Genomic DNA, 23,619 nt, shown 5'->3' with positions numbered 1-23,619 from the left:
CCTTAAATTCTAATTGTTAGTTTTATTCAATAAAAAACTGCACTTATCCTCTGATAACAGGGACGAGTGCAGTTTATGCTCGTGGTACCACCCACATTCGAAACAAGTCATTAAACAAGACTTCAATTGGAGTTGCTCTCCTAGAAGTCTCAACTTGCTTCCTCATTAGAATGGCGTAACATGCCATTAGTCGGTATGCTTTCACATACATCTCAAAAGGAGTAAAACACAGTTTAAGTAATTAGAAAGCTTCCAGCCGCTGACTTTCTATCTCTGACTTAAATCTTGTATTTCATATCTTTTTCATCGAATCCGTTTTTAAATTAAGTACATTGTATCGTAACGATTACGATTCTGCAATATATTTTTTATAAGTTCATCATTTTGTAAAACTTGAAAACGTTTTATTCTTTAAATCATTTCCTCATTATTTTATTTAATGGCTTACCTTTTGCGAGCTCATCTACGATCTTATCTAAATAGCGAATTTCCTGCATTAAAGGTGCTTCAATGTTTTCAACACGAATGCCGCAAATGACACCCGTAATTAACTTGCGGTTCGGATTTAAGTCAGGTGCTTGCGCAAAGAAATCTTCAAACGGTACTCGCTCATCTAATACTTGTTGTAAACCTGCTTCATCATATCCTGTTAACCAAGTGATTACTTCATGCAATTCATCTTTTGTACGCCCTTTTTTCTCAACCTTTGTCACATAATGCGGATAAACACTTGCGAATGCCATATCATAAATTTTATGTCTTGCCACGCATGTCACTCCTCTGCTTGTATTTATTTCTATTATACCCCTTCTTTTGATGGCATGTTGATGCCGTTATCAAACACATCTTTTGGCACAATTTTAGTAAATGCAACTACTATCATGACGAAAACTAATCCTGTAATCAGAAATACAAGCGTGTAATTGAAACCAAGAATAAAGCTGAAGAACATAATACTTAAAGGTTTGGTGAATTGACTGAGCGCAAAGCTGACAGAGAAGACCCTTGCTTTATAACTTTCCTCGATACGTTTTTGGAAGTAGATTTGAAGTGGAATATTACTGTATTGTGCGCTGAAACCTAATACAATATAAACGCCAATTAACGCTAACACCCCAGCTAAATTTCCCATTGCCATCATCGTAATCAATGCCAACGCAAAGAAAATCATCGCAATCGTGTAGCTCGATCCAATTAAATATAAACGTAAATTTTGTTTAGGCGGGAAAATCGCAAGAATGATACTGCCTAACGCCATGCTGATTGTTAAAGAAGCCTCTATCCATCCAAATGCACTTGAAGATACATGCATCTTTTGAATGGCTAATATTGAAATGCCAATCGGTATCGCATACAAAATAATATTAATCACTGCCAAATAAACCACCATCGTCGCTAAATCCTTTTTAGCCCATATGTAGTGAAAACCTTTTTTGAAATTATTGATGAAAGCTTGGTTCTCTTTTTCCACATGTCTGTTTAAAGGTATAAATGCTATCGTCAACATGGCGAGTGATTCAGTCACTAAAATCACATATCCCATTTGTTCAATAGAAAGGAATCCTACCACAATACCGCCGATTACTGGCGCTAAGAATGATGTGGCCATAATTACAATATTCCTTAAAGACACAAAGCGCTCTAATTGCTCCCCTGTTATCTTCGCTAAATTAGATTCAATGATTAAACCTACTGGCACATCAGTCGCAGTAAGCATCATCATTAAAATAACCAGTGCCCATAAATGATTTTGATACCCCACTAAAAACACAGTGATGGATAGCACGCTTAATAATTGCGCAATGAAGATTATCTTTCGATTACTTTTATAATCGGCTAGGTTCCCCATAATTGGACCTAACACAATTTGAACTACAGCCATCATACCTATAACAAAACCGTATAATGCACCATTGCTTGTTTCTCTTAAAATATAAAACGAACAAGCAAAGAAAAAGATTTCCGAACCAAAGGTCGAAACTAAATCGAAAATCAATAATAGAATCCCTTTTTCATGTTGTCACCTCTTGATATTTGTTGTTTATGCTCTTAAAGAAATGATTGTCACAAATCATGTCTCAATCATGCTTATCAAGACACTTCATATGTGAATGATACAATATTACTTTATTTTTCTAAATATTCAATACACATTATGTAGATATCATATTTTGTTCATAAAAAAGCCTGCTCTAACTTTCCTGTATTGTTAGAGAAGGCTCATTTAAATATTATTTACGCTTCAAACGTTTACGGAAAACTTTGGATACAAATCTAGGTAATCTGCGCATTCTTGCCATACGTTTCCAGTCTGTAATTAAGCGGTAAAACCATTCAAGATTCGTTTTACGGAAGAATAGAGGTGCACGCTTTTTTGTACCGCTATAAATCTCAATGGATCCGCCGACACCCATCAGTAATGTATGTTGAAGGCGATGACGGTGTTGTTTAATCCATTGTTCTTGTTTAGGATAACCCATACCGACAAAAACATAATCTGGATTAAATTTACTTACTTTACGAACCACTTGTTCATCTTTTAAATCAATATAACCGTGATGTGCATCGAAAGTCACATGAGGATATCGATGTTGTAGCTCTTGTTTGGCTTTTGCGACTACAGCTTCAGATGCACCTAATAAGAAGACACGCTGATGATAACGCTCAGCAATTTCTAAACACTTTGCCATAAATTCGATACCTGGCACACGTTCTTTTAACGGGGTACCTAATATTCTGCCTGCTTGAATAATCCCTGATCCATCTGGAATGATATAATCTGCTTCACTGATTAAATCATAATAACTTCGATTATCTAATGCGTAATCTACAATTTCAGGATTTGCAGTCACAACAAACATGTTATCAGTTGTATCTGTTTCTCTAAAATGCATGACCGCTTCTTTCATCTCGTCCATTGTGACGTTATCAAATTGAACAGACAAAATATCTACTTTATTCTGTTTATGCTTATGTTGAATACTCATCGCTTCAAACTCCTAACTTGCACCTCTGATTAATAAAAGTTCATTTCATCTTATTATACACGCCAGTTGAATTGATTGCATTCCTCACTATAAGTGGTAATCTGAATTTATTATGAGAATCAAAGAGGTTAGATACTATGACAAGTGAAAAAGACAAAATGTTGAGCGGTCAGCTCTATGACTCAAGAGATCCTGAGTTAGTAAAGGAACGTCATAAAGCACGCCACGCAACAAAAGCAATCAACAATGCCTTTTCTATTAAAGAACGTATGCATTTATTCCGCCAAAGTGTAGGGGCTTGCGGTGAAGAAGTCTTCATTGAGCCAGATATCCACTTTGACTATGGTTATAACATTACAATTGGAGACCATTTCTATGCGAACTTTAATGCGACGATGTTAGATGTCGCAAAAATTACGATTGGCAATCACGTACTCTTAGGTCCGAACGTTCAGTTGATTACCGCAACTCACCCTTTAAATCCTAAAACACGTGCCGCTGGATTAGAGTTAGGCTACCCTATAACAATCGGTAATCATGTTTGGATCGGCGCAGGTGCGATTATTTTGCCAGGTATTACCATTGGCGATAATGTTGTTGTCGGCGCAGGCAGCGTCGTCACTAAAGATGTATCCACAAATCAAGTTGTCGCAGGTAATCCAGCACGTTACATCAAAGATGTGCCGAATGATTAAAATACGTCCGAAGACGCAAGACGTAAATGCTAAAAATTCATACAATGAAGATAAATCATAAGTTGAGGTCATGTATCTCAACTTTTTCTAATTCAAGAAGAGGTTAAATTATGCAGTTGATTAAAGATATTCTAAGCACTTCTATGACACTCCATTTATATTGGGTGGTATTAATCGCCATTGCTTATCTATTCGTGCATCGCAATCGTCATAAACCAAGTTTTGCGATTCTAGACATTATATTAAATTACATTCCGGTACTCACACATGAATTCGGTCATATTCTATTTAACAAAATCAGTGGCGGTCATACCGAGGATTTAGTGATTGTTACTTCTCCTAGAGAACGTATACAGACCTCGCGACAAGGCTTTGCGGTCACCAGAGCTAGAAGTAGAATGACGATGATAATTACGACACTTGGTGGTTATATGATGCCTCCGTTGATGTTGGCAGTCGGGCTCTTTGCGGGTTATTATCATTATCCTTCACTCTTCGTATTCAGCTATCTAGCTATCTTTATTTATTTTGTGCTGATTACTTCAAGAAAAGGTATCCCTATTTTACTCACGCTCTTATTAGGCGTCATGATTTATGGTTTAGTACAAAACGGTCAACCTGAATTCATTGTCATTATCTTATCATTGATTTACCACTTTATTTTAGGTGTGCTGTTCGGAGAGTTGCTACAATCGACTTGGACGATTATTACTTTGACTTTTACGAAACATGTCATCGACTGGGATGGTTTAGCTTTACGTCAATTAACCGGCATCCCTGTCGTAATTTTCAGTTTGTTATGGATTGCCTTTAACGTTTATATCGTGTACGCTATTATCACTATTCTACTTTTACAGAATTAAGGTGATAAAAATGGTAAAGCTTCGTCCAGCAACACAAGTCGATTTATCTTTATTTACAAAAGTTTATAATCAAGCCATCGCTGCACGTAACATCACAGCAGATATTGATGAAATGACAGAACAAGAAATGGCACACGTCTTTGATAAACACGATGCCATGCGTCCTTTGTTTACAGTATACGATGAAGAAATGCGCCCAATTGGTTTTGCAAGTCTGAATTACTTTTACGGCAGACCTGCTTATGATGAAACTGCAGAAGTTAGTATCTATTTGGATCAACAGATTAGTGGGAAAGGTATTGGTACTAAAGTGATGCAACGTCTAGAACAAGAAGCCAAAGCGTTAGGGATTCGCTTCTTAACTGGCTATGTTTTCGCACAAAACATACCATGTAATAAATTATTTGAAAAACAAGGCTACGTTCTTTGGGGAGAAATGCCGCAAATCGCACACATCGATAATCAACGCTTAGACTTAAATATTTGGGGCAAACAAATTTAATAGAGATGAATAGATGAACAAAAGAAGCTTTGCGACACCGCAAAGCTTCTTTATTTTACTATTTTATATAAAACATCTTACCTTTTCGCAGTAAATTGATTTGAGGCAACTTCGTTAATAACAAGCGATATATCAATATAGCACCCATTACCCAAACGATACCTAAAGAGACACCGCCTATCACATCAGTTAAAAAGTGTGCGTGAAAGTACATTCTTGAAAATAAAATACTTGCCCATAACACTGAAAGCAAACCAGCAATTGTCACTTGAATTGCACGATGTTTCACTTTCGGTAAAAACACCGCAAATATAATGATCACAATCAGCGTACTAGATAATGAATGCCCGCTTGGAAAAGAAAAACCTGTATCTGCTAACAAATGGTCATACGGACGATGACGATGAATGACATCCTTAAAAATAATACCTAAGATACCTCCTGAAGCCACTGTGCTTAACAACCATAAACTTAATACATAGTAACGCTTGAATAATAAAATAATCGCAATGACAATAGACATCACTACAAAGGTTAAAACATCTCCATATGTAGCCAGTGCATTCATATAATCATTAAGAAAGCCATGACCAAACTGCATTTTCGGTTCACCAAACGTTTGAATAAACCATCGTAATGTCGTTTGATCCATATATCGTAAAAAATCTAACTTTAAATAATTCCCAATCATTATAAACAAAAAGATCAGTAAGCTGACAACTAACACTATTTTTTCTGATTGATGTGCTGTATTCTCCTTCATCCTTATACCTCTTTTATCTTTTTTATTATTATATGACGATTTTTTGAATTATCCATAGGTACAAAGAATGATATACATCTCATTAATTAGAACGACAAAAAAGACGTAACCTAAATAGATTACGCCAATGATGAACCACTCTGATTCCTATTCTATTTATACGTCCGCTAATTCCCCAAAAATATGTGCCGCGTTTTCATAACTTAAAATAATTAATGGGTCATCCCCTTTTTGAATAGCAATAACTTCGTTAGTATCATCACGAGATATCACCGTCACCGCATCCCCGATTGAAATAAATTTACTAGAAAGATAAATTAATAATTTCGTACGGTCTCGTACACGACGAATCACGATTTGATCTCCTGCTTGGAATGTTTTTAAGGATTCATTGTAAATTTCTTCAAATTTACCATCTCTTGGGATGATACCGCCATGTGGGCATGTTGTCGGATAATTCAACAATGAGTCTAAACGTTCGACAAACAAATCAGACACTCTATGTTCAAGCACTTCTGCTTCTTGGTGCACTTCTTCCCAGTTGTATTTCAATATCTCGATTAAGAAAAGTTCTAATAAGCGATGACGCTTAATAATTTCTAATGTATGGTTGAAACCTTCTTCGGATAATTTGACACCCTTATAAGGTTTGGTAGTTACATAGCCCGCTTTTTCTAAACGATTGACCATCTCACTCACGGATGGGGGTTTAATATTTAAGTATTGAGAAAGTTTTTTATTTGTAACGAATGAAGTTGCGCCGCCATTATTCAAAATCGCTTTGAGGTAATCTTCTTTTTCTTCCGTTAACATCTTGTCACCGTTCCTTCCATCCAGATTCACTTTATTGTATCACGAAAAGACTTGACACGCGAAAATTCATGTCTTATGATGAAATAAATTAGGTTACCCTAAAAATTCTTTTAGGAGGTGTGATATTGTTAGAAATTGAGAATTTGGATTTGTATTTAGGCAATAAGCATGTCTTGCGAAACATCAACTTGTCTATTCCTGTTCACGGTGAAATCATCGGTATTATGGGTCCGAACGGTGCAGGAAAATCCTCATTAATCAAAGCGTTAATCGGAGAGTTTAAATCACAAGGTGTCCAATTGTTGAACAATCAACCAGTCGAATCACAACTTAAGAACATCACATACATACCGCAAAAAGCCTACTTAGATTTAGATTTTCCAATTGATGTTGAAAACGTCGTACTATCAGGCGCTTATAAAGAGATTGGGTGGTTTAAACGCCCTTCTGCACAAATTAAACAACGCTTAACTCAATTATTAGAAGAAATGGAATTAACACATTTACGTAAACGCCAAATTTCTCAATTAAGCGGTGGACAGCTGCAACGTGTATTAGTTGCACGCGCCTTGATGTCGACGAGCGAACTTTACTTATTAGACGAACCTTTTGTAGGAATTGATTTTACGAGTGAACAATTAATTATGCGTAAAATAGAAGGCTTAAAGGCCGAAGGCAAATTAATTTTAATCGTGCATCATGATCTATCAAAAGCAACTACTTATTTCGATCGTGTCATTCTGCTCAATCAAACTTTACGTTATTTCGGACCAAGCGAAGAAGCAATGACCACAGAACGATTAAACGAGACATTCATGAATCAACCACAGCGCCATTAAAGAATTAGAAAGAGAGTCAAATTTATGTACGAATTTATACAACAACTCACACAATATCAATTTTTAAACCGCGCTCTGATTATTTCCATTTGTGTCGGCATTGTGTGCGGAACAGTCGGCAGCCTGATTGTTTTAAGAGGGTTGTCACTCATGGGTGATGCGATGAGCCATGCTGTATTGCCAGGGGTTGCACTATCATTCCTCTTCAAAATTCCGATGTTTGTCGGAGCTTTAGTTACTGGAATGCTAGCCAGTCTATTCATCGGTTTTATTTCTGAACGAAGTAAAACTAAACAAGACGCAGCCATCGGCATCAGCTTCACAGCATTCTTAGCTACCGGAGTTATTATTATCAGCTTGATCAATAGTACGACGAACTTGTATCATATTCTATTCGGTAATTTGCTAGCGATTACCAATAGTGCATACTGGTCGACGATTGTGGTCAGCATAATAGTACTCTTGCTTATCATCATTTTTTACCGCCCATTAATGATTTCTACTTTCGATCCAACCTTTAGTAGAATGAGCGGTTTAAACACAACAGCCATCCACTACTTTGTGATGCTGCTCTTGTCACTTGTGACAGTTGCAAGCATTCAAACTGTGGGTATTATACTCGTTGTTGCACTGTTGATTACACCCGCTTCAGCAGCTTTTCTCATCACCAAGAAATTATGGTCTATGATGATTGTAGCCAGTCTGATCAGTGTAATCAGTTCAATAATCGGTATGTATTTCAGCTACATTTATAACATCCCTAGTGGTGCAACAATTGTCTTGTGTGCGTTTGCTATTTATGTCGGTACATTTATCTATTCTAAATTGACTCTCAAAATCAAAAAAGGAGTTACATCATGAAAAAATTAGTACCATTATTAGCTATCATGTTATTACTGTTAGCAGCATGCGGCGGAGGCAAAGATTCAAACTCAACAGCCTCTGATAATCATAAACTTAAAATCGTCACAACCAATTCAATACTATATGACATGGCCGACAACGTAGTCGGGGACCATGCGGATATACATAGCATAGTTCCTATCGGCCAAGATCCTCATGAATATGAGGTCAAACCTAAAGACATCAAAGCCTTAACAGACGCAGATATCATCCTTTATAACGGATTGAATCTGGAGACAGGTAATGGTTGGTTTAAAAATGCTTTAGACCAAGCTGGCAAAACAACTAAAGATGATAGTGTCGTACGCGTTTCTAAAGATGTAAAACCAATTTACCTGAACGGTGCTGAAGGCGATGAGACAAAACAAGATCCTCACGCTTGGTTAAGTCTAGAGAACGGCATCAAATATGTAAAAACAATTCAGCAAGCTGCAATCAATCATGATAAAGCACACAAAGCAGACTACGAAAAACGAGGTGATGCTTATATCAACAAGCTTGAAAAGTTAAATAAAGACAGTCACAACAAGTTCGATGACATTCCTAAAGATCAACGCGCTATGATCACAAGTGAAGGCGCATTTAAATATTTCTCAAAACAATATAGCATCACTCCCGGCTATATTTGGGAAATTAACACTGAAAAACAAGGAACACCTGAACAAATGAAACAAGCAATTAAATTCGTTAAAGATCACAACTTGAAAAATCTATTAGTCGAAACAAGTGTCGATCATAAAAGCATGAAGAGCTTGAGTGAAGAAACAGGCGTTCCAATTTCAGGAGAAGTCTACACAGACTCTATTGGCAAAAAAGGCAGTAAAGGAGATTCCTACTACAAAATGATGGAATCTAACATTGAAACCGTTCATCAAAGCATGAAGTAAACAATTTATCCTTTCAATTAGCGGAAAAAGACCTCCTAGTATGTCCATTCCATTTCCGCTAATCCATAAATAATCTATCCTAAACATAAATAAGCTGTGGTCTTTCCTCCCACTGGACCACACACCACTTTAAGAAAATCGGTGCTTGCGATGACATCGATTTTCGAAGCGACAGCTCTTGAGGGGAACTGTCGCTTTTTTTGTGTTTAATTCACTCAATATTTCATCACAAGATCACATCTTTACCCTTTTAAATATAAACAACAAAAAATTTAGTCATTTATTATATTTCTTTAAATATCTTCAATTGTTTATCTACAAAATATTTATAAATTTCCTTTACTTTTAGAAAAACTAAAGTTATGATTAATTTAGTTATTCATGGAGGGATACCCAAGTCTGGTTTAAGGGGGTTAATATTTATTTATTAATTAGGAGCACGTCAGTGCTTGCGTTGGTTCGAATCCTTCTCCCTCCGCTTAGTTTTAAACAATATTGATATCGGTTGATAAGTTAACAATTTCGGTTACTTAATCAATCGATTTTTTTGTGTATATCTAATCAATTTTAAAAAACTCTATATGAAAGTAGGTCTTTTTTTGAATTTTTCTAAGTTAAACATTCAAGAATTTGAAAATTTTGTTAATGAAAATGCATCACATTATACCCAATCATCCTCACATTTCAATTATCAAAATGAGCATCAAAATAATGTACATTTAGTCGGCGTAAAAAATGAAACAGGTGATGTATTAGCTGCTTGTTTACTGACTGAGGCACGTTGTTTAAAGTTCTTTAAATATTTCTATACACATCGCGGTCCAGTCATGAACTTTAAAGACCATGAGTTAGTCAGATTTTTTTATGAAAACTTAACGACATATCTAAAAAAGCATAACTGCTTATATGTTTTAACTGATCCTTACCTGTTAGAAAATATTCGAAGTTGTGACGGAGAAATCCTTGAATCTTATGATAACGAAACTTTTATGAATGTGATGAATTTATTAGGTTACCGTCATCAAGGGTTTACTACAGGTTATTCTCAAACAAGTCAGATCAGATGGTTGTCTGTCTTAAACCTAGAAAACAAAGATGAAAAACAATTGTTAAAAGAAATGGATTATCAAACACGCCGTAATATTAAGAAAACCTATGAAATGCAGGTGAAAGTCCGTGATTTATCAATTGATGAAACAGATCGATTTTTTAAATTATTTAAAATGGCTGAAGAAAAACACGGCTTCAAATTTAGAGATCAAAGCTATTTTGAAAGAATGCAGAAAACATACGCTGATAACAGTATGTTAAAGCTGGTTTACATCGATTTAGAAGAATTATTAGAGGCACAAAATGCGAAAGTCGCTGAGTTAAATACAGATATTGAAAATGTTCAAGCGGCATTAAAAGAAAACCCTAATTCTAAGAAAAATAAAAATAAATATGTGCAATACCAAAAGCAATTAGCAGCACAAGAACGAAAAATTACTGAAACGAAAAAATTGATAGAAACAGATGGACCTGTATTAGACTTAGCTGCAGCTTACTATATCTATAACCCTCATGAAGTTTACTACCTATCCAGCGGTTCAAACCCTAAATACAATGCCTATATGGGTGCGTACAGACTCCAATGGGAAATGATTCAATTTGCGAAAAATAAAGGTATTGATTGCTATAATTTTTACGGTATTACAGGAGATTTCAGTGAAGATGCTGAAGATTTCGGTGTTCAAAAATTCAAAGAAGGCTTTAATGCCCATGTTGAAGAATATGTCGGCGACTTTATTAAACCGATTAACCCTTTCTTTTACAAGATTTATCAATTGTTAAATAGATAAAAGTTAACAATTCTCAACTATCTAACAATTTATAATAGTTCTTTCTTTTATTTTACTATATGAAAAAGCACAGCCTGTTTGTTATGCAGGCTGTGCTCTATTTATAATTATGTTAAACGGTCCACTAAGACCATTTCATCATAGTTAATCGCTTCACGTAATTTTAAAGCTGTTTTTTCACTGATTTCTTCATCTTCGACCAATTCATTCAAAATATGTCGTTGTTCACGTAAAGCATTGAGCTTGATTCTAGCTACATTATTACGATGACCCGTTTTATTTGAGAAGATATTAGCCGCTGTCAGATTATCTGAACGCATTAAATAACTATCACAAATTGTGCCGATTTCTAATTTGTTATCAGTATTAGCTTCTTTTGTTAATCGTTTGACTACATTGTAGTGAACGATACGCATAATATTCGAAATTTCTTTTAAGTTCTGCTGCACATCTAATGAGGAAGATGCGTTTGTTTGTACACGCACACGACGTCTTAAAATGGCTACTTTGATGCGCATAATAATTCTGCGAATCAATGAAGCTTGACGATACACTTGTGTACGTTCGGCATAGCGCATATAGTTATCAAAATCACTTTGTGTAATTCTGCCTTCTTTCACGAGCTCGTTTAATGTTTCTGTCTCTGTATCAATCGCAATCCCTTGTAAGCGTTCAAGTTCTCTAGAGTTTTCATCATCATCGTCAATCACTTTCATAAAAGCAATACGATCATGATAGATTTTGATGACATTACCGTAATTGAATGAAGTTTCAGGCGTCGCATGTCTTCTTAAGTAGTCAATTGTCTGTTCAAGAATATAGATACGGGCTTCTCTGAAACTCATTCCTTCCACTTCGACCTTCTTCATGACTGGTGTAATTAACGGTAATAAAACTTGAGCAATTACCAAACTTAATACCACCATACCTGCAGAAATAAAGAGTAGGTCATTACGATAAACAAATGATGTATGTTCTCCAAGCATATAAGGAAACGTCAAAGCAATGGCTAATGAAATCGTTCCATGTACCCCGCATAAAGTCATAATCATCGCGTATTTACTACGTTTAGGTTTCGTTTCTCCTTGTTCTTTATTCTCACCATCATTCATTGCACGTTGGAATGGACTGACCGGTAAGTAGAAATACGGATATAAAACATACACCCATAAGAAACGAAATACATATACCGCTAAGGCAATCAAACCTGTAATTCCAAGTAAGAAGACTAGGTTCTGCGGCTCTGTTTTAATAATGTTTTTAACAGTTTCAGGTACGATATAGCCTAAAATTACGAATACAAAGCCATTTAATACATAACTCAATAAGTTCCATGTTTGTGTATAACTCAATTTCAACTGGTTACTGATTTGATTAATCCGATCACGCTCAAAACCATGAACTAGTCCTGAAATCACTGCCGCGATAATACCTGAAGCATGGAAGACTTCTGCCGCAAGATATGACACAAATGGTGTCAATAACTGAATGAATACAAACATATTATTGCTTTCTACACCTTTACGTGCCAATACAATACGTAAACGAACTAAGATAATACCGACAAGCAGACCAATAACTAAACCGCCGATTGAAGTAATTAAGAACTGACCAATCGCATCCGTAATAGAAAATGCGCCTGTAATCAGTGCTGCGACAGCAATTTTGAATGAAATGATACCTGCCGCATCATTTAACAATGACTCTCCTTCTAAGATTGTCATAGAACCTTTTGGTAGAATTTTCCCTTTCGTAATCGCCGACACAGCTACCGCATCTGTCGGACATAAAACAGCAGCTAACGCAAAGCCGGCTGGCATGGGTAAGCTTGGCCATACCCAATGAATAAAGAACCCTACCCCTATGACTGTTGTAAACACTAAACCTAACGCCATCATCATTACTGGTTTTATGTAGCGCTTCAAACTCACACGCGATACATTAACACCTTCAATGAATAGTAAAGGTGCAATCAACGCAACCATAAAAACTTCTGTATCAAATCTAAAGTTTACCGGAATTGGTGTTAAAAAGATCAGCGCTCCTAAAATGATTTGGATAAACGCTAGTGGTACTTTAGGGAGAAATAATGAATGGATTAATGAACTTAAAATAATTGCTGCTATAAAGACCAAAAGACCTTCAATAATTTCCACAGCGTCACCTCTTTCTTTGTTGTATATACTTCATATATCTTTCTTCAATATCATTGAAGATTCCGACCATATATCAAGTGTCTATGTTTAATAATACTATAATCAATTGTGTGAAATCTATTCTAAAAACTTCATCATCTTATAGATATTGCGATGATTCATCTACCTTAGAGAAGAAGCTTTATATACCTGTTTAATTACCCCGTCACACACTCCTTCAAAAGTTTTTGAAATTAATTTTACAAAAGGGTGTGCTTTTTTTCTAGAAATTTCGATATATAGAGTGAGCAAGGAGGTGAACAGAAATGAAAACAATCAAAGATCTTGCAGTGACACTTATTCGTGTCGAAGACAAAAAAGAAGCAAAACCAGTTATCAAACGTCGTAGATTTGCCCGTTTAAACCCACAAAGCACTGAAGCACAATTAAACAGCTTCAAATCAGCTATTGAAAAATTAACAGGTGAAACATACGACAACATCGAAGTCACAACAGTAGAAACTTTATAAGAGGAGAATCAGATTATGACAAAATCACTAGAATTGATTTATATCAATGAAGCACACAAACCAGTCAAATTCCAAGTTCCAGATATTAAACAACAAGTATCTGAAGAATCCATCCGTAATGCGATGAGCACTTTGTTAGAAAGCAATGTATTAAATCCTCCATCAGGTAAAATCATTGCGATTAAAGGAGCACAAATCGTAGAAAAAGAAACACATGTTATCTTCTAATTAAATATAGCCGAGTTTGCTCAACATTTGAGTAAACTCGGCTATTTTTTGATTATTGCCTCGGTTGAATTACATCTCCGAAAAACACGCGTTTACTACCTAACTTTCTACATAAAGCATAATCATCATAAACATCCACGACTTGCGCTAAATTTTTATATGAATGCTTAGCGTTCAATACTTCTATAAATTGGTGCTGTTTAATACAAGCACTATGTCCTGCATCTATAAAAAATGTTTCCTCGTCTAACACCCGAATGATAGTCATTTTTGTCATGATGCGCCCCCCCTTTTCCCACTTTTCATAAATCGCTTTATGTAAAACATCTCGTTTCAACAAATTATATATTGATATTTCAAAAAAATCTACAACTTTTACAATTTACAAATAAAAAGTGACACAATTTACCTATTACTTAACACAGAGCATAACGAGATTAAGTTGATATTCGTCGTTTTTCAGTGCATTTGTGTTATTTTTCTACTTTTTTTATATTTATTAAAAATATGCGACAAGATAATTAATTTAGGCGTTGCACCAAACATTATTTACATTGTATAATAACCAAGAAATTAAATAAGATGAGGTGAGCATAATTTTGTTTAAACACCCCTGGTTGATTGCCTTAATACTCCTTCTCCTTTTAAGCGCAACTGCCGTCGGATTATATGCCGCATTCCGACATTACACACTTCAGGCAACTCAAAACGTTAAAACGTACACCGCAACCTATAACCGACCGATTCAATTTTCTGGTATTCAATCTGCTGAAACAACACAATCCTTTTACTATGATGCTCGTATGGGAAGCATCCATGACTGGTATAGTGCTGAAGGTAAAATGATAAAAAAAGATCAGCCCTTGTTCGAATACTACAATAAAACACTTGAACAACAATTAACTGCCGTACGTAAGCATTTGAATACTTTAGATAGTCATCAGCATCGTCAAAACTTCCTAAATATGCATACCTATTTGGAACAAGAATATGATCGTATTCAGCTTGGACTCAGAACACAAGTCTTCAGTATGTCAGAAGGCATTGTCCATATTATTGATAAGCATCCAAGTAAGAAAAATCAATTATTTGCGCAAATTCACAGTTCAAAGCGTATAATTAAAGCTTATATTTCTGAGACTGAACTCAAACAATTGAAACTTAACCAATCTGTTGAAATTAAAACAAAAACAACGGAACAGTTTAAAGGCAAAATTTTGAGTATTAGTCATTATCCTGATGTTACAAAAAGTGAAACAAATAAATCTTATTACGAAGTTCAAATTTCTACTAATGGTGTTATACCGGTAGGAACTCACTTTCAAATTACGATTCCTACGCACTTAATTGCCCTTCCAAAGGACGTACTATATGATAAAAACGCAATATTAATTAAAAGAAATGAACAAATGGTTAAAAGAATTATTAAATACCATGAAAAATCGGGTATGGTTATTATTAGTGAAGGTTTATTACCGGGAGAAAAAGTTATTGCTCAACCCAAAAACTTCACATTAAACTAGAGTTCTTATATAATTAACCCATATCAAAAGGCTAAATAGAAAAAATAGACATTATCTTAATTTATAATGTGTAATTCAAATGATGTTCAATAAATTTTCTGGGTTCATTGGGTAATTTTTTGAAAGTATCATTTGTTTGAAATAGCCATTGTTTTATAATGTTTTTTTGTTTACATTTCATTTTTATTTAGTTATAATTAAATAAATAATAGGGGCAGGAATATTTTGATGCAATAGCATCTAGTCCCAATTATGAAATTAATGTTAATATTAGTCTATTTGCCAATAATACTACGATAATGGGAATGTCAAGGGAGGAAATACAAATGGCAGTATCAAAAATTAAAAATTCATCTGATCTTTTAGCAATGGTGACATATGCTGACAAGATGAAAAGCATTATTAAAAAAGAGTTTACAATCAGCTTCGAAGAGTTTGCAGTGTTAACTTTCCTTAGTCAATCAGATGACGAGGAATATTTCTTAAAAGATATTATTAATCACTTAAACTACAAACAACCACAAGTTGTTAAAGCTGTTAAAAATTTATCACAAGAAGATTACTTCGATAAAAAACGTAACGAACAAGATGAAAGAACTGTTTTAATCTTAGTAAATTCTAAACAACGTGAAAAAATCAATGAATTATTAAATCGTATTAACGAGCGTATCTTAACTGCAAACAAAGAAATCAAAATCTGATCAGCTGACGATAGATTATAAAGGATAATACAAAAAGCGTGATGCTTAGAATGACATACATTCAAAGCACCACGCTTTTTGTTTACAACGAAAATACGTATTTTATTGTCATTTTGTATTTTATTTGGACAACTCTTATTATTTCCCTCGTGTAGATAACTTGATTGAATAATAGATAATAACCGCCAAGATTAATACCCAAATGATAATCGTACCGATTTGCGCTATATTAGGGTCTAAAATAACTGCGTCAATCGTTTTTTGTGCTAACAATAAACCTACACCTGTAAATTCAAAACGCTTATAATACAGGCCTAAACCAGCCATAATTAAGCCGAAAAAGAACACAAAAATATGCGCATATTTCGTTACGACTATAACACCAAGATCAATATTCAAACCATGCAGTGCCACTAAAATAGCCGCCACAATCACAATGCCTATCCCTATCATCACTTCAGCTTTATTGCTATATAAATAATTCTTTCGCACAATCCTGAAATATACAAAAACAGTAATTGGAAAAATGATTAAACAATAGATGAGTGATAATCCTGTCGCAGCCTGAAATGGCACGAACTGTTTATCGTACAGGTAAGAGATTAATAAGAAATTGATAATGAAAAAGAGAATCGGATTCAGCTGTAAACCAAATAAGTTCCTTTGAATGGTTAAAATAATCTCTGCCGGTGCCTTTTTACGATATTCGATATAATCGACGTCATGCGCTTCAGATTTCGGTAAATCTTGACGAATTTTCTCTTTAATATCGTCAATCATGTTTGGCGCAATCCCTTTATAGTTGAAGTAATCACTGATATTTTCTAATAAAATTTTATCATTCGGTCGCATGATGTGACTCCTTTAAATTTACTATCCTTACTAATTTATCATGGCACAATTGCTTAGTTCAATCAATATTAAAGAAGACAGGAGTGTACAACACCCCTGCCTTTATTTCATGTATACTTATTTACCAATATCAATGCGATAAAGTTTTAAGTTTTTATCTTTTGGTGATTGGCTTGTAAATTGATAAGAAGTATCTTTATCTTTAATGTAACCGAAGTTTCCTGTAACTTCATTATAGTTATATCTCCAAGTGACCGTATTGCCTAACTGTTTACGTACAGTATTAAAGCTTGGGCCATCTGCTTTGTTGTATTTCATTGTAACGTGTGTTACCTTGCCGTGGTCTTTTTGACCATCAGCAGTCACAATCAATAAGCCTTTGTCAGAGTTAAACTCATAATAATGTTTTGTTTTATCAGGTTTATAAGAGTACCCTGTGAGTTTTTGTGATTTCAAAACATCTTGGATGTTTTGACCTAGCTTAACGCCTTCTAGAGAAGTATCTCCGTGGTGGATTTGTTGAACGGTTTGAATCGTATTTCCAGACGCTGCATCTGCTTGAGAGATGCCTAGTCCAGTTACCACTGTTGCAGAAACAATAGCCGCTGAAAGTAATTTTTTCATAAGCAATAACTCCTTTGCTCTCTTTTTGTAAATTTCTTGTAACTTTTTCTGCGCTTATTACACTATACCCCTAATTACCCTTGATGTAATCAGTCTCTAGATGTAATCTTTTGTAATATTGTATAATATATTGGAGTTTAATTGCTAATATTAATGATTAAAAACTTTACTGTTGCGTAGTTACGCGTTTCTGCTCATCTTCTAATACTTCATTCACATTGATAAATGCTGTTACAGTTTCTAAGAAAGCTTTCTTTGCTTCACCCATCGGATACAATCCTGAATGTTCAAACGTTTCAACTTGTGCTTGAGCGATTCCTTTTGTATAAGTATCTAACTCTTGTGGTGTTAAACGTTCATCATATTTTCCGACGATAATTAATGCCGGTGCTTTAATTTGATGTAAGTCTAAATCAATTTCAGTTTGTTCAAATGATTTTGTTACCGCTTCTTTTTCAAGTCTTGTCATTAATGTCAGTGTATCAGAAAAATGTTTCAACATTTTCCCTGCTTTTTTCGGTGAACCATACGTATGTTTATCTAAGAATTTTTGTTGTTTGTTTTCTTCTAACGTTCTGATTTGATCTGCGTACTTTCTGTATAAACGCGCTTCTGGCAATTCTGCTTGTAATGTTGCTGGATTGATTAAAATAATACCATCACTATACTCAGCGTATTTAGACGCAAAATCTGCCGCAATCGTCGCACCCAGTTCTTGACCGATAAAGAATGCATGTTTGATATATAAGTAATCTAACAAGTCTTTAATATCTTCTACATAATCTGCAAAATCAATATTTAAAGGTTTATCTGAATAACCATGTCCACGTAAATCTACGCTGACGACTTGGTAATCATATGATAATTGCGTCGCAATATCATCGAAAATCGAATAGTTCTCAAAAGCGGAATGAATCAACACAACAGGTTGTCCGCTTCCCTTTGTTATATAATTTAACGTCGTATTATCCTTCGTCGTAAATAGTTCCATCTGCTTTTTCACTCTCCTTAGAATGTGGGGCGATTTTTGGTAATATCTCTAGCAATTCTTCCAAAGTTGCAATTTCAAAGTCCATCTCTTCAGGTTCTGGTGCTAATTCTACTTCATCATCTTCATGATTGAACCATACACTGACCATACCCATTGCACGGGCCGGTGCAACATCATTTAAGGCATCATCACCGACGTACATCACTTCTTCAGGCGCAACATCTAATTGATCCATGATATCTTCAAAGATTTTAGGATGCGGCTTTCTAAACCCTACCATTTCAGAAGTAGATAAAAAATGAATATAGGATAAGATACCTAAGTTTTCTAAACGGTATTGTTTAATTTTAGATTTACCATTCGCAATCACACCTGTCAAATAACCTCTTTGGATTAAACGCTCTAGTGTATATTGTGTATCATGGTAAGGGAACACGTAACGATAAAAATGTGTTTCAAAATCGCGGAACAAATCTTTCCATGTTAAACGATCGACATGAAATCGTTTGATAATCGCTTTATACAGTTCAGGCTTATCATGATCTTCGTCATCATCTAATTCAATAAACTGTTTTTTAAAATCACGCGCTTGAACATGAACTAAATAATCATGAAATCGTTCATATTGTTCTTCAATAAACTTCTCTCTTGATTTATTACGATCCAACAGCGTGCCTTCTAAATCGAATACGACTGCCTTAATCCCCTCTAAATTCATAAGCTTCTCTCCTATAAATGCCTATTTGGCATCTGTGATTATTTCTTTATTCATCAGATTATTCATACGAATGTTTCTGGGTTGCGATTAAATACCCGAGTACAGGTATTCCTAATAAAGCAAGAATGATACTTGCTGGAATTTCAATCGGATTCCATAATTGTGCACCTAACGTGTCCGCAAAGACCATCACTGTACCGCCGACAACGCCGTTCAGCAACATTTGTACACCTAATGTAGTCTGCGTCGTTCTTCTAATCAGCTGTGGCACAATCATACCGATGAAACCAATAATGCCGGTATACGAGACAATAATAGCTGTCATGATAGATGATAAAGTTAACACCATAAACATCATTTGTCTGACATTCAAACTTAAAGAACGTGCTTTCAACGTTCCGACTTGCAGTAATTTTACCTTCGGCAGCAGTAAGCCTAGTAGCACGATACATAACATCATAATGGGTGTAATAACGTATACTTCATGCAATTCTGCATTAGAAAAACCGCCGAACATATACATCACAATACTTTTCATTCTGCGTTCATCAAGTAGAATCAATAGATATAAAAACGCATTGAATAATGCACCTATCATGATACCTGATAATATCAACGCGCGCATCATATAACCTTGTGAAATTGCGGCAGTCACCCCTAAAACAATAGCTAAAGTTAACATACTTGCAACAATTGAAGCGAACGGAATCCATAAACTGCTTAAACCGATAAATACAGCTAAACCGCTACCTAAAACAGAACCGCTCGCTAAGCCTAAAGTCAGGCTATCTGCAAGCGGATTATTCAAAACGGTTTGAAACATCTGGCCGGCTATCGATAAACCGATACCAGCCAACAATGCCTCGAACACTCTCGGTAAGCGCACTTCAAACAAAATACTATGATTTAAGGGGTCCGACCAGCTGCCTAAATTCCAAAACAAGCTGATTGCGATACTCGCGATTAACGCGAGACACCATCCTATAATAATAGTGGTTTGTTTCATATTATTTTTCATCGCGGTAAATCGCATCTCTTAATGCTTTAAGGCCTTGGTCGATACGAGGACCTGGTCTTGAAATCGTATCACCATCTACCGCTTCAATTCGGCCTTTCTTCACAGCTTCTAAATTCTCAAAGCCGCCACGTTTACGAATAATTTTCAAGTAATCCGAACGTGTGATACCTTCTGTCGTAATTAAAACATTTGGGTCTTGTTTAATAATACTTTCCTTGCTGACTTTCTTCCAGCCTTCCAGATCTGCGAAACTATTTTTCGCATGCAGTTCTTCAATCATATAGTTGAAGAATGTATTTTTTCCGGCTGTATAAATCTCTGGTTCATGTGAGACTTCTAAAAAGACAGTCGGTGCTTTTTCATGCTTCGGCACATCTTTCAACACAGCGTCAACACGATGTTTTGTATCATAAACTAATGTGTCAGCTTGTGATTCACGACCTGTGATTTTACCGATTTGTTTGAACGTACCATAAATTTCGTCAAAGTTATGTGCTTCAGGTATGTAGACGACTTTAATGCCTTTTTTCTCTAAATCGCCTAATACTTTATCACCCATACCTTTTTGTGATTCATGCGCCAAAATCAAATCTGGCTTTGCTTTTAATAACTGCTCTTTATTGAGTTTCATCGCATCAAACTTCTGTTTATGTTTAACACTCTTAGGATAGTCATCCACTGTAGACACTCCTATAACTTCTTTACCCAAACCGAGTTGATAGAGTATTTCAGTGTTACTTGGCATCAACGAGATAATACGATGATATTTTTGCGTTTGCTTTGTCTTTTCTTCTGATTGGTTTTTGTTGTCTGCTTTCTCTTTATTACTCGGTGCAGAACACCCAGCCGCAACTAAGATAATTAAGATTAAAAACACCCATAATTTCTGTTTCATCAATTTCTCCTCATACTTGTATTGTAAATCTCATTTTAGCATATTTACGCGGGCTGAGAAGATGAATCTTACAAAAATTTTACAAGTTTAAAAATAAAAAAAGAAGCACCCGTCAAGAATGCTTCTTTATATAATCTTACATCGTATGAGGAGCAGTTACACCTACTAATGCCAAGGCATTGCGTAATGTAATTTGTACTGCCGCAATCATAGAAACGTAAGCTTGTGTTTTAGCTTCATCGTCTGTTAAGACTTTATCAGCGTTATAGAATTTATGGAAAGCTGCTGCTAATTCTTGAATATAGTTGGTTACACGATGTGGTGCGCGTTGTTCTGCAGCACTTTCAATCATCGGTTCAAATTCTGCAACTTTCTTCAATAAATCAATCGCTTTATCATTTTTAATAACACTGAAATCTGCATTTTCAGATGGCACTACGCCACGTTCACCCGCTTGTTTTAAGATAGATGAAATACGCGCATGTGCATATTGTGCATAATAAACAGGGTTTTCAGCTGAGTTTTCTTTCGCAAGTTCCATATCAAAATCAAAGTGCGTATCTGGACTACGCATTGTTAAGAAGTAACGTGCCGCGTCAATACCGACTTCATCCATGATTTCACGTAATGTAATCGCGTTACCCGTACGTTTACTCATTTTAACTTCTTCGCCATCTTGCATTAAACGCACCATCTGCATGATTTGAATTTCAAGACGTTCTGCATCAATACCGTATGTTTCAACAGATGCTTTCAGACGGTTAATATAACCATGATGGTCTGCGCCGAATAAGTTGATCAAGATATCTTGGCCGCCGTCACGGTGGAATTTGTCATAGTGATATGCCACATCTGGTAAGAAGTAAGTGTATGTGCCGTCTTTTTTGATTAATACGCGGTCTTTATCATCATTAAAGTCCGTTGTACGTAACCAAGTCGCACCATCCGCTTCATACGTATGACCATTTTCTTTCATTAACTCTAAGACACGTTTGATTTCGCCTGAATCATATAACGTTGTTTCACTGAACCAATCATCAAAGTGTGTATTGAAATCAGCTAAGTCTTTTTTAAGTTTTTCCATTTCATAATCGACGCCTAATTGTCTGAACACTTTTAAGCGCTCATCATCAGGGAGTTCTTGTAGATCAGGGCGTTTTTCCGCTAAATCTTTACCGATATTCACGATATCTTTACCATGGTAGCCATCTTCAGGTAATTCTGCTTCTTTACCTAAAGCTTGATAGTAACGTGCTTCGATAGAACGTGCTAAATTCGTAATTTGGTTACCGGCATCGTTGATGTAATATTCACGTGTAACATCATAACCAGCCGCATCTAAGATATTACATAACGTATCACCGACTGCCGCATTACGCGCATGTCCGATATGCAAATCACCTGTTGGGTTCGCAGAAACATACTCCACTAAGATTTTTTGGTTCTTTTTCTTTTCAGAGCGACCAAAATCTGTATCTTTTTCTAAAGCTTCAGGGATAATCGCAGTTAAGTATTGGTTATTTAAATAGAAGTTGATAAAACCAGGTCCTGCAATTTCGATGTTCTCAACATTCGCTTTAGATTTATCTAAATTGTCCACGATAGCTTGCGCAATTTCACGTGGATTACGTTTTGCGATTTTTGTTAGCACCATCGCAATGTTTGTAGAGTAATCCCCATTTTTTGGGTCTTTCGGAATTTCCACTTTGACTTCAGGAACTTCTTCTGCAAGTCCAGCGGCTTTAACACTTGCTGTTATTTCTTCAATTAATGTTTGTTTGACTTGATCAATAATATTCACTTACTTCAGCTCCTTATAGGTAATTTGGTAAAGGTATGTGCCCATCTTCTCTTCGTTTTGGAAGAGTTCATAACGAATTTTAAGTTTTGATTGGTCTGGTTGTACGTAATGATGAATGCTTAAAGTACGAATAGTTAAAGGAATTTTGCCTGTCGGTATCTCGTATAAAGATACGGTGTCTTTTCCTTCAACAAAATGCAGGTTCTGTTTAATATTCCCGCTGCGCATTAATCTAACTTCATCTTCTTGAATTTTCAATGTAATATGCACCGTCAAGTCTTCAACTTGTTCATCATAGCGGATAAATTCAGCATTCCGCTTCTCTTGCCAAGTGCCATCTGTTTCAAATTCAAATTCATCAAACTCATCATCGCGTTCAATCGTCTGTAATGTTTGGATACGAATGTTTTGATTCAAAGACGCGCTCACCCTATTCTGAATTATTCATTAATATACCAAATTATAACATAAAGATACAGCACACACAGTGACTAAATTCACACTGTATGC

At 35.4% G+C, this 23,619-nt stretch carries 26 protein-coding genes and 1 pseudogene; 12 read left to right on the top strand and 15 right to left on the bottom strand.

All coding sequences use genetic code 11. From position 1 onward, the window contains the following. Positions 1–416: 416 nt before the first annotated feature. From CD112_RS04930 to tarA, 3 genes are all read right to left on the bottom strand, one after another. Positions 417–767 carry a DUF2200 domain-containing protein gene (locus tag CD112_RS04930; protein ID WP_023015450.1) on the bottom strand — a complete coding sequence of 117 codons (351 nt, stop codon included), beginning with the start codon at positions 765–767 and terminating at the stop codon, positions 417–419. Positions 768–799: 32 nt separating this feature from the next. Next, positions 800–1,996 carry an MFS transporter gene (locus tag CD112_RS04925; protein ID WP_061054888.1) on the bottom strand — a complete coding sequence of 399 codons (1,197 nt, stop codon included), beginning with the start codon at positions 1,994–1,996 and terminating at the stop codon, positions 800–802. 235 nt (positions 1,997–2,231) lie between these two features. Then, positions 2,232–2,987: an N-acetylglucosaminyldiphosphoundecaprenol N-acetyl-beta-D-mannosaminyltransferase TarA gene (gene tarA, locus CD112_RS04920; protein WP_061054889.1), complete on the bottom strand. Its 756-nt coding sequence runs from the start codon at positions 2,985–2,987 to the stop codon at positions 2,232–2,234. Between the two features lie 137 nt (positions 2,988–3,124). On the opposite strand from tarA, the gene CD112_RS04915 reads away from it, so the two are divergent. From CD112_RS04915 to CD112_RS04905, 3 genes are all read left to right on the top strand, one after another. Further along, a complete protein-coding gene (locus CD112_RS04915) occupies positions 3,125–3,682 on the top strand; it encodes a sugar O-acetyltransferase (RefSeq protein ID WP_061054890.1) in 558 nt (185 codons plus the stop codon). 110 nt (positions 3,683–3,792) lie between these two features. Then, the gene (locus tag CD112_RS04910; protein WP_061054891.1) at positions 3,793–4,545 is read left to right on the top strand and encodes a M50 family metallopeptidase; all 753 of its coding nucleotides are present in this window, start codon (positions 3,793–3,795) and stop codon (positions 4,543–4,545) included. Between the two features lie 10 nt (positions 4,546–4,555). Continuing rightward, positions 4,556–5,047 carry a GNAT family N-acetyltransferase gene (locus tag CD112_RS04905; RefSeq protein ID WP_002481412.1) on the top strand — a complete coding sequence of 164 codons (492 nt, stop codon included), beginning with the start codon at positions 4,556–4,558 and terminating at the stop codon, positions 5,045–5,047. 58 nt (positions 5,048–5,105) lie between these two features. On the opposite strand, the gene CD112_RS04900 is transcribed toward CD112_RS04905, so the two are convergent. Together CD112_RS04900 and CD112_RS04895 are read right to left on the bottom strand one after the other, a co-directional pair. Beyond that, entirely contained in the window at positions 5,106–5,810 is a 705-nt protein-coding gene (locus CD112_RS04900) for a phosphatase PAP2 family protein (protein ID WP_023015454.1), read from the bottom strand. 156 nt (positions 5,811–5,966) lie between these two features. After that, positions 5,967–6,623 (bottom strand): metal-dependent transcriptional regulator, encoded by a 657-nt coding sequence (locus tag CD112_RS04895; protein WP_002481410.1) that lies wholly within the window; start codon positions 6,621–6,623, stop codon positions 5,967–5,969. A 125-nt stretch (positions 6,624–6,748) separates the two neighbouring features. Here CD112_RS04895 and CD112_RS04890 point away from each other — a divergent pair, with 125 nt between their 5' ends. From CD112_RS04890 to lif, 5 genes and pseudogenes are all read left to right on the top strand, one after another. Further along, positions 6,749–7,462, top strand: a complete 714-nt coding sequence (locus CD112_RS04890; RefSeq protein ID WP_023015455.1) for a metal ABC transporter ATP-binding protein — start codon at positions 6,749–6,751, stop codon at positions 7,460–7,462. Between the two features lie 24 nt (positions 7,463–7,486). Continuing rightward, positions 7,487–8,323, top strand: a complete 837-nt coding sequence (locus CD112_RS04885) for a metal ABC transporter permease (protein WP_002481408.1) — start codon at positions 7,487–7,489, stop codon at positions 8,321–8,323. Further along, positions 8,320–9,252 carry a manganese ABC transporter substrate-binding lipoprotein MntC gene (gene mntC, locus CD112_RS04880; protein ID WP_103363947.1) on the top strand — a complete coding sequence of 311 codons (933 nt, stop codon included), beginning with the start codon at positions 8,320–8,322 and terminating at the stop codon, positions 9,250–9,252. The genes CD112_RS04885 and mntC overlap by 4 nt, the downstream gene beginning before the upstream one ends. Positions 9,253–9,635: 383 nt before the next feature. Beyond that, positions 9,636–9,730: pseudogene (locus CD112_RS13575) on the top strand. 121 nt (positions 9,731–9,851) lie between these two features. Next, entirely contained in the window at positions 9,852–11,093 is a 1,242-nt protein-coding gene (gene lif, locus CD112_RS04875) for a lysostaphin resistance FemAB family serine transferase Lif (protein ID WP_103363946.1), read from the top strand. 107 nt (positions 11,094–11,200) lie between these two features. On the opposite strand, the gene CD112_RS04870 is transcribed toward lif, so the two are convergent. After that, a complete protein-coding gene (locus CD112_RS04870) occupies positions 11,201–13,249 on the bottom strand; it encodes a cation:proton antiporter (RefSeq protein ID WP_061054894.1) in 2,049 nt (682 codons plus the stop codon). Between the two features lie 305 nt (positions 13,250–13,554). Here CD112_RS04870 and CD112_RS04865 point away from each other — a divergent pair, with 305 nt between their 5' ends. Then, entirely contained in the window at positions 13,555–13,758 is a 204-nt protein-coding gene (locus tag CD112_RS04865) for a DUF1659 domain-containing protein (protein ID WP_002481404.1), read from the top strand. Positions 13,759–13,773: 15 nt separating this feature from the next. Next, complete coding sequence (locus tag CD112_RS04860) at positions 13,774–13,986, top strand: DUF2922 domain-containing protein (protein WP_002481403.1); 213 nt, start codon at positions 13,774–13,776, stop codon at positions 13,984–13,986. A 52-nt stretch (positions 13,987–14,038) separates the two neighbouring features. Here the strand turns inward: CD112_RS04860 and CD112_RS04855 are convergent, their stop codons facing one another. Beyond that, complete coding sequence (locus CD112_RS04855; RefSeq protein WP_002481402.1) at positions 14,039–14,263, bottom strand: hypothetical protein; 225 nt, start codon at positions 14,261–14,263, stop codon at positions 14,039–14,041. Positions 14,264–14,585: 322 nt separating this feature from the next. On the opposite strand from CD112_RS04855, the gene CD112_RS04850 reads away from it, so the two are divergent. Both CD112_RS04850 and sarA read left to right on the top strand, forming a co-directional pair. Further along, positions 14,586–15,509: an efflux RND transporter periplasmic adaptor subunit gene (locus tag CD112_RS04850; RefSeq protein ID WP_023015459.1), complete on the top strand. Its 924-nt coding sequence runs from the start codon at positions 14,586–14,588 to the stop codon at positions 15,507–15,509. 326 nt (positions 15,510–15,835) lie between these two features. Further along, positions 15,836–16,210 carry a global transcriptional regulator SarA gene (gene sarA, locus CD112_RS04845; protein ID WP_002481400.1) on the top strand — a complete coding sequence of 125 codons (375 nt, stop codon included), beginning with the start codon at positions 15,836–15,838 and terminating at the stop codon, positions 16,208–16,210. A 138-nt stretch (positions 16,211–16,348) separates the two neighbouring features. Here the strand turns inward: sarA and CD112_RS04840 are convergent, their stop codons facing one another. The 8 genes from CD112_RS04840 to CD112_RS04805 form a co-directional block, all read right to left on the bottom strand. Further along, positions 16,349–17,062, bottom strand: a complete 714-nt coding sequence (locus CD112_RS04840; RefSeq protein ID WP_061054895.1) for a hypothetical protein — start codon at positions 17,060–17,062, stop codon at positions 16,349–16,351. Positions 17,063–17,179: 117 nt separating this feature from the next. Further along, positions 17,180–17,686, bottom strand: coding sequence for an SA0570 family protein (locus tag CD112_RS04835; protein ID WP_002481398.1), 507 nt, complete (start codon positions 17,684–17,686; stop codon positions 17,180–17,182). Positions 17,687–17,852: 166 nt separating this feature from the next. After that, the gene (locus tag CD112_RS04830) at positions 17,853–18,677 is read right to left on the bottom strand and encodes an alpha/beta fold hydrolase (RefSeq protein WP_061054896.1); all 825 of its coding nucleotides are present in this window, start codon (positions 18,675–18,677) and stop codon (positions 17,853–17,855) included. Beyond that, on the bottom strand, positions 18,652–19,395 hold the full coding sequence (locus tag CD112_RS04825; RefSeq protein ID WP_057510150.1) for an HAD family hydrolase: 744 nt from the start codon (positions 19,393–19,395) through the stop codon (positions 18,652–18,654). Before CD112_RS04825 ends, CD112_RS04830 begins: the two co-directional genes overlap by 26 nt. A 58-nt stretch (positions 19,396–19,453) precedes the next feature. Next, the gene (locus tag CD112_RS04820) at positions 19,454–20,401 is read right to left on the bottom strand and encodes a FecCD family ABC transporter permease (RefSeq protein ID WP_061055257.1); all 948 of its coding nucleotides are present in this window, start codon (positions 20,399–20,401) and stop codon (positions 19,454–19,456) included. A gap of 1 nt (position 20,402) precedes the next feature. Further along, complete coding sequence (locus CD112_RS04815) at positions 20,403–21,308, bottom strand: ABC transporter substrate-binding protein (protein WP_002481394.1); 906 nt, start codon at positions 21,306–21,308, stop codon at positions 20,403–20,405. Positions 21,309–21,444: 136 nt separating this feature from the next. Further along, positions 21,445–23,109 (bottom strand): arginine--tRNA ligase, encoded by a 1,665-nt coding sequence (gene argS, locus CD112_RS04810; RefSeq protein WP_057510148.1) that lies wholly within the window; start codon positions 23,107–23,109, stop codon positions 21,445–21,447. Continuing rightward, on the bottom strand, positions 23,110–23,526 hold the full coding sequence (locus CD112_RS04805) for a YwiB family protein (RefSeq protein ID WP_002481392.1): 417 nt from the start codon (positions 23,524–23,526) through the stop codon (positions 23,110–23,112). Positions 23,527–23,619: the final 93 nt, after the last annotated feature.

This window comes from Staphylococcus simulans, assembly GCF_002902285.1.
GTDB lineage: Bacteria > Bacillota > Bacilli > Staphylococcales > Staphylococcaceae > Staphylococcus > Staphylococcus simulans.
The sequence above is the reverse complement of the archived record's forward strand: the minus strand, read 5'-3'. Positions and strand labels throughout refer to the sequence as shown.

What these genes read in the sequence shown, in the direction of transcription:
- tarA (WP_061054889.1), bottom strand. Translation starts at nt 2,987, where the DNA reads ATGAGTATTCAACATAAGCATAAACAGAATAAAGTAGATATTTTGTCT.
- CD112_RS04915 (WP_061054890.1), top strand. Translation starts at nt 3,125, where the DNA reads ATGACAAGTGAAAAAGACAAAATGTTGAGCGGTCAGCTCTATGACTCA.
- CD112_RS04910 (WP_061054891.1), top strand. Translation starts at nt 3,793, where the DNA reads ATGCAGTTGATTAAAGATATTCTAAGCACTTCTATGACACTCCATTTA.
- CD112_RS04905 (WP_002481412.1), top strand. Translation starts at nt 4,556, where the DNA reads ATGGTAAAGCTTCGTCCAGCAACACAAGTCGATTTATCTTTATTTACA.
- CD112_RS04900 (WP_023015454.1), bottom strand. Translation starts at nt 5,810, where the DNA reads ATGAAGGAGAATACAGCACATCAATCAGAAAAAATAGTGTTAGTTGTC.
- CD112_RS04895 (WP_002481410.1), bottom strand. Translation starts at nt 6,623, where the DNA reads ATGTTAACGGAAGAAAAAGAAGATTACCTCAAAGCGATTTTGAATAAT.
- CD112_RS04885 (WP_002481408.1), top strand. Translation starts at nt 7,487, where the DNA reads ATGTACGAATTTATACAACAACTCACACAATATCAATTTTTAAACCGC.
- mntC (WP_103363947.1), top strand. Translation starts at nt 8,320, where the DNA reads ATGAAAAAATTAGTACCATTATTAGCTATCATGTTATTACTGTTAGCA.
- CD112_RS04865 (WP_002481404.1), top strand. Translation starts at nt 13,555, where the DNA reads ATGAAAACAATCAAAGATCTTGCAGTGACACTTATTCGTGTCGAAGAC.
- CD112_RS04860 (WP_002481403.1), top strand. Translation starts at nt 13,774, where the DNA reads ATGACAAAATCACTAGAATTGATTTATATCAATGAAGCACACAAACCA.
- CD112_RS04855 (WP_002481402.1), bottom strand. Translation starts at nt 14,263, where the DNA reads ATGACAAAAATGACTATCATTCGGGTGTTAGACGAGGAAACATTTTTT.
- sarA (WP_002481400.1), top strand. Translation starts at nt 15,836, where the DNA reads ATGGCAGTATCAAAAATTAAAAATTCATCTGATCTTTTAGCAATGGTG.
- CD112_RS04840 (WP_061054895.1), bottom strand. Translation starts at nt 17,062, where the DNA reads ATGCGACCGAATGATAAAATTTTATTAGAAAATATCAGTGATTACTTC.
- CD112_RS04835 (WP_002481398.1), bottom strand. Translation starts at nt 17,686, where the DNA reads ATGAAAAAATTACTTTCAGCGGCTATTGTTTCTGCAACAGTGGTAACT.
- CD112_RS04830 (WP_061054896.1), bottom strand. Translation starts at nt 18,677, where the DNA reads ATGGAACTATTTACGACGAAGGATAATACGACGTTAAATTATATAACA.
- CD112_RS04825 (WP_057510150.1), bottom strand. Translation starts at nt 19,395, where the DNA reads ATGAATTTAGAGGGGATTAAGGCAGTCGTATTCGATTTAGAAGGCACG.
- CD112_RS04820 (WP_061055257.1), bottom strand. Translation starts at nt 20,401, where the DNA reads ATGAAACAAACCACTATTATTATAGGATGGTGTCTCGCGTTAATCGCG.
- CD112_RS04815 (WP_002481394.1), bottom strand. Translation starts at nt 21,308, where the DNA reads ATGAAACAGAAATTATGGGTGTTTTTAATCTTAATTATCTTAGTTGCG.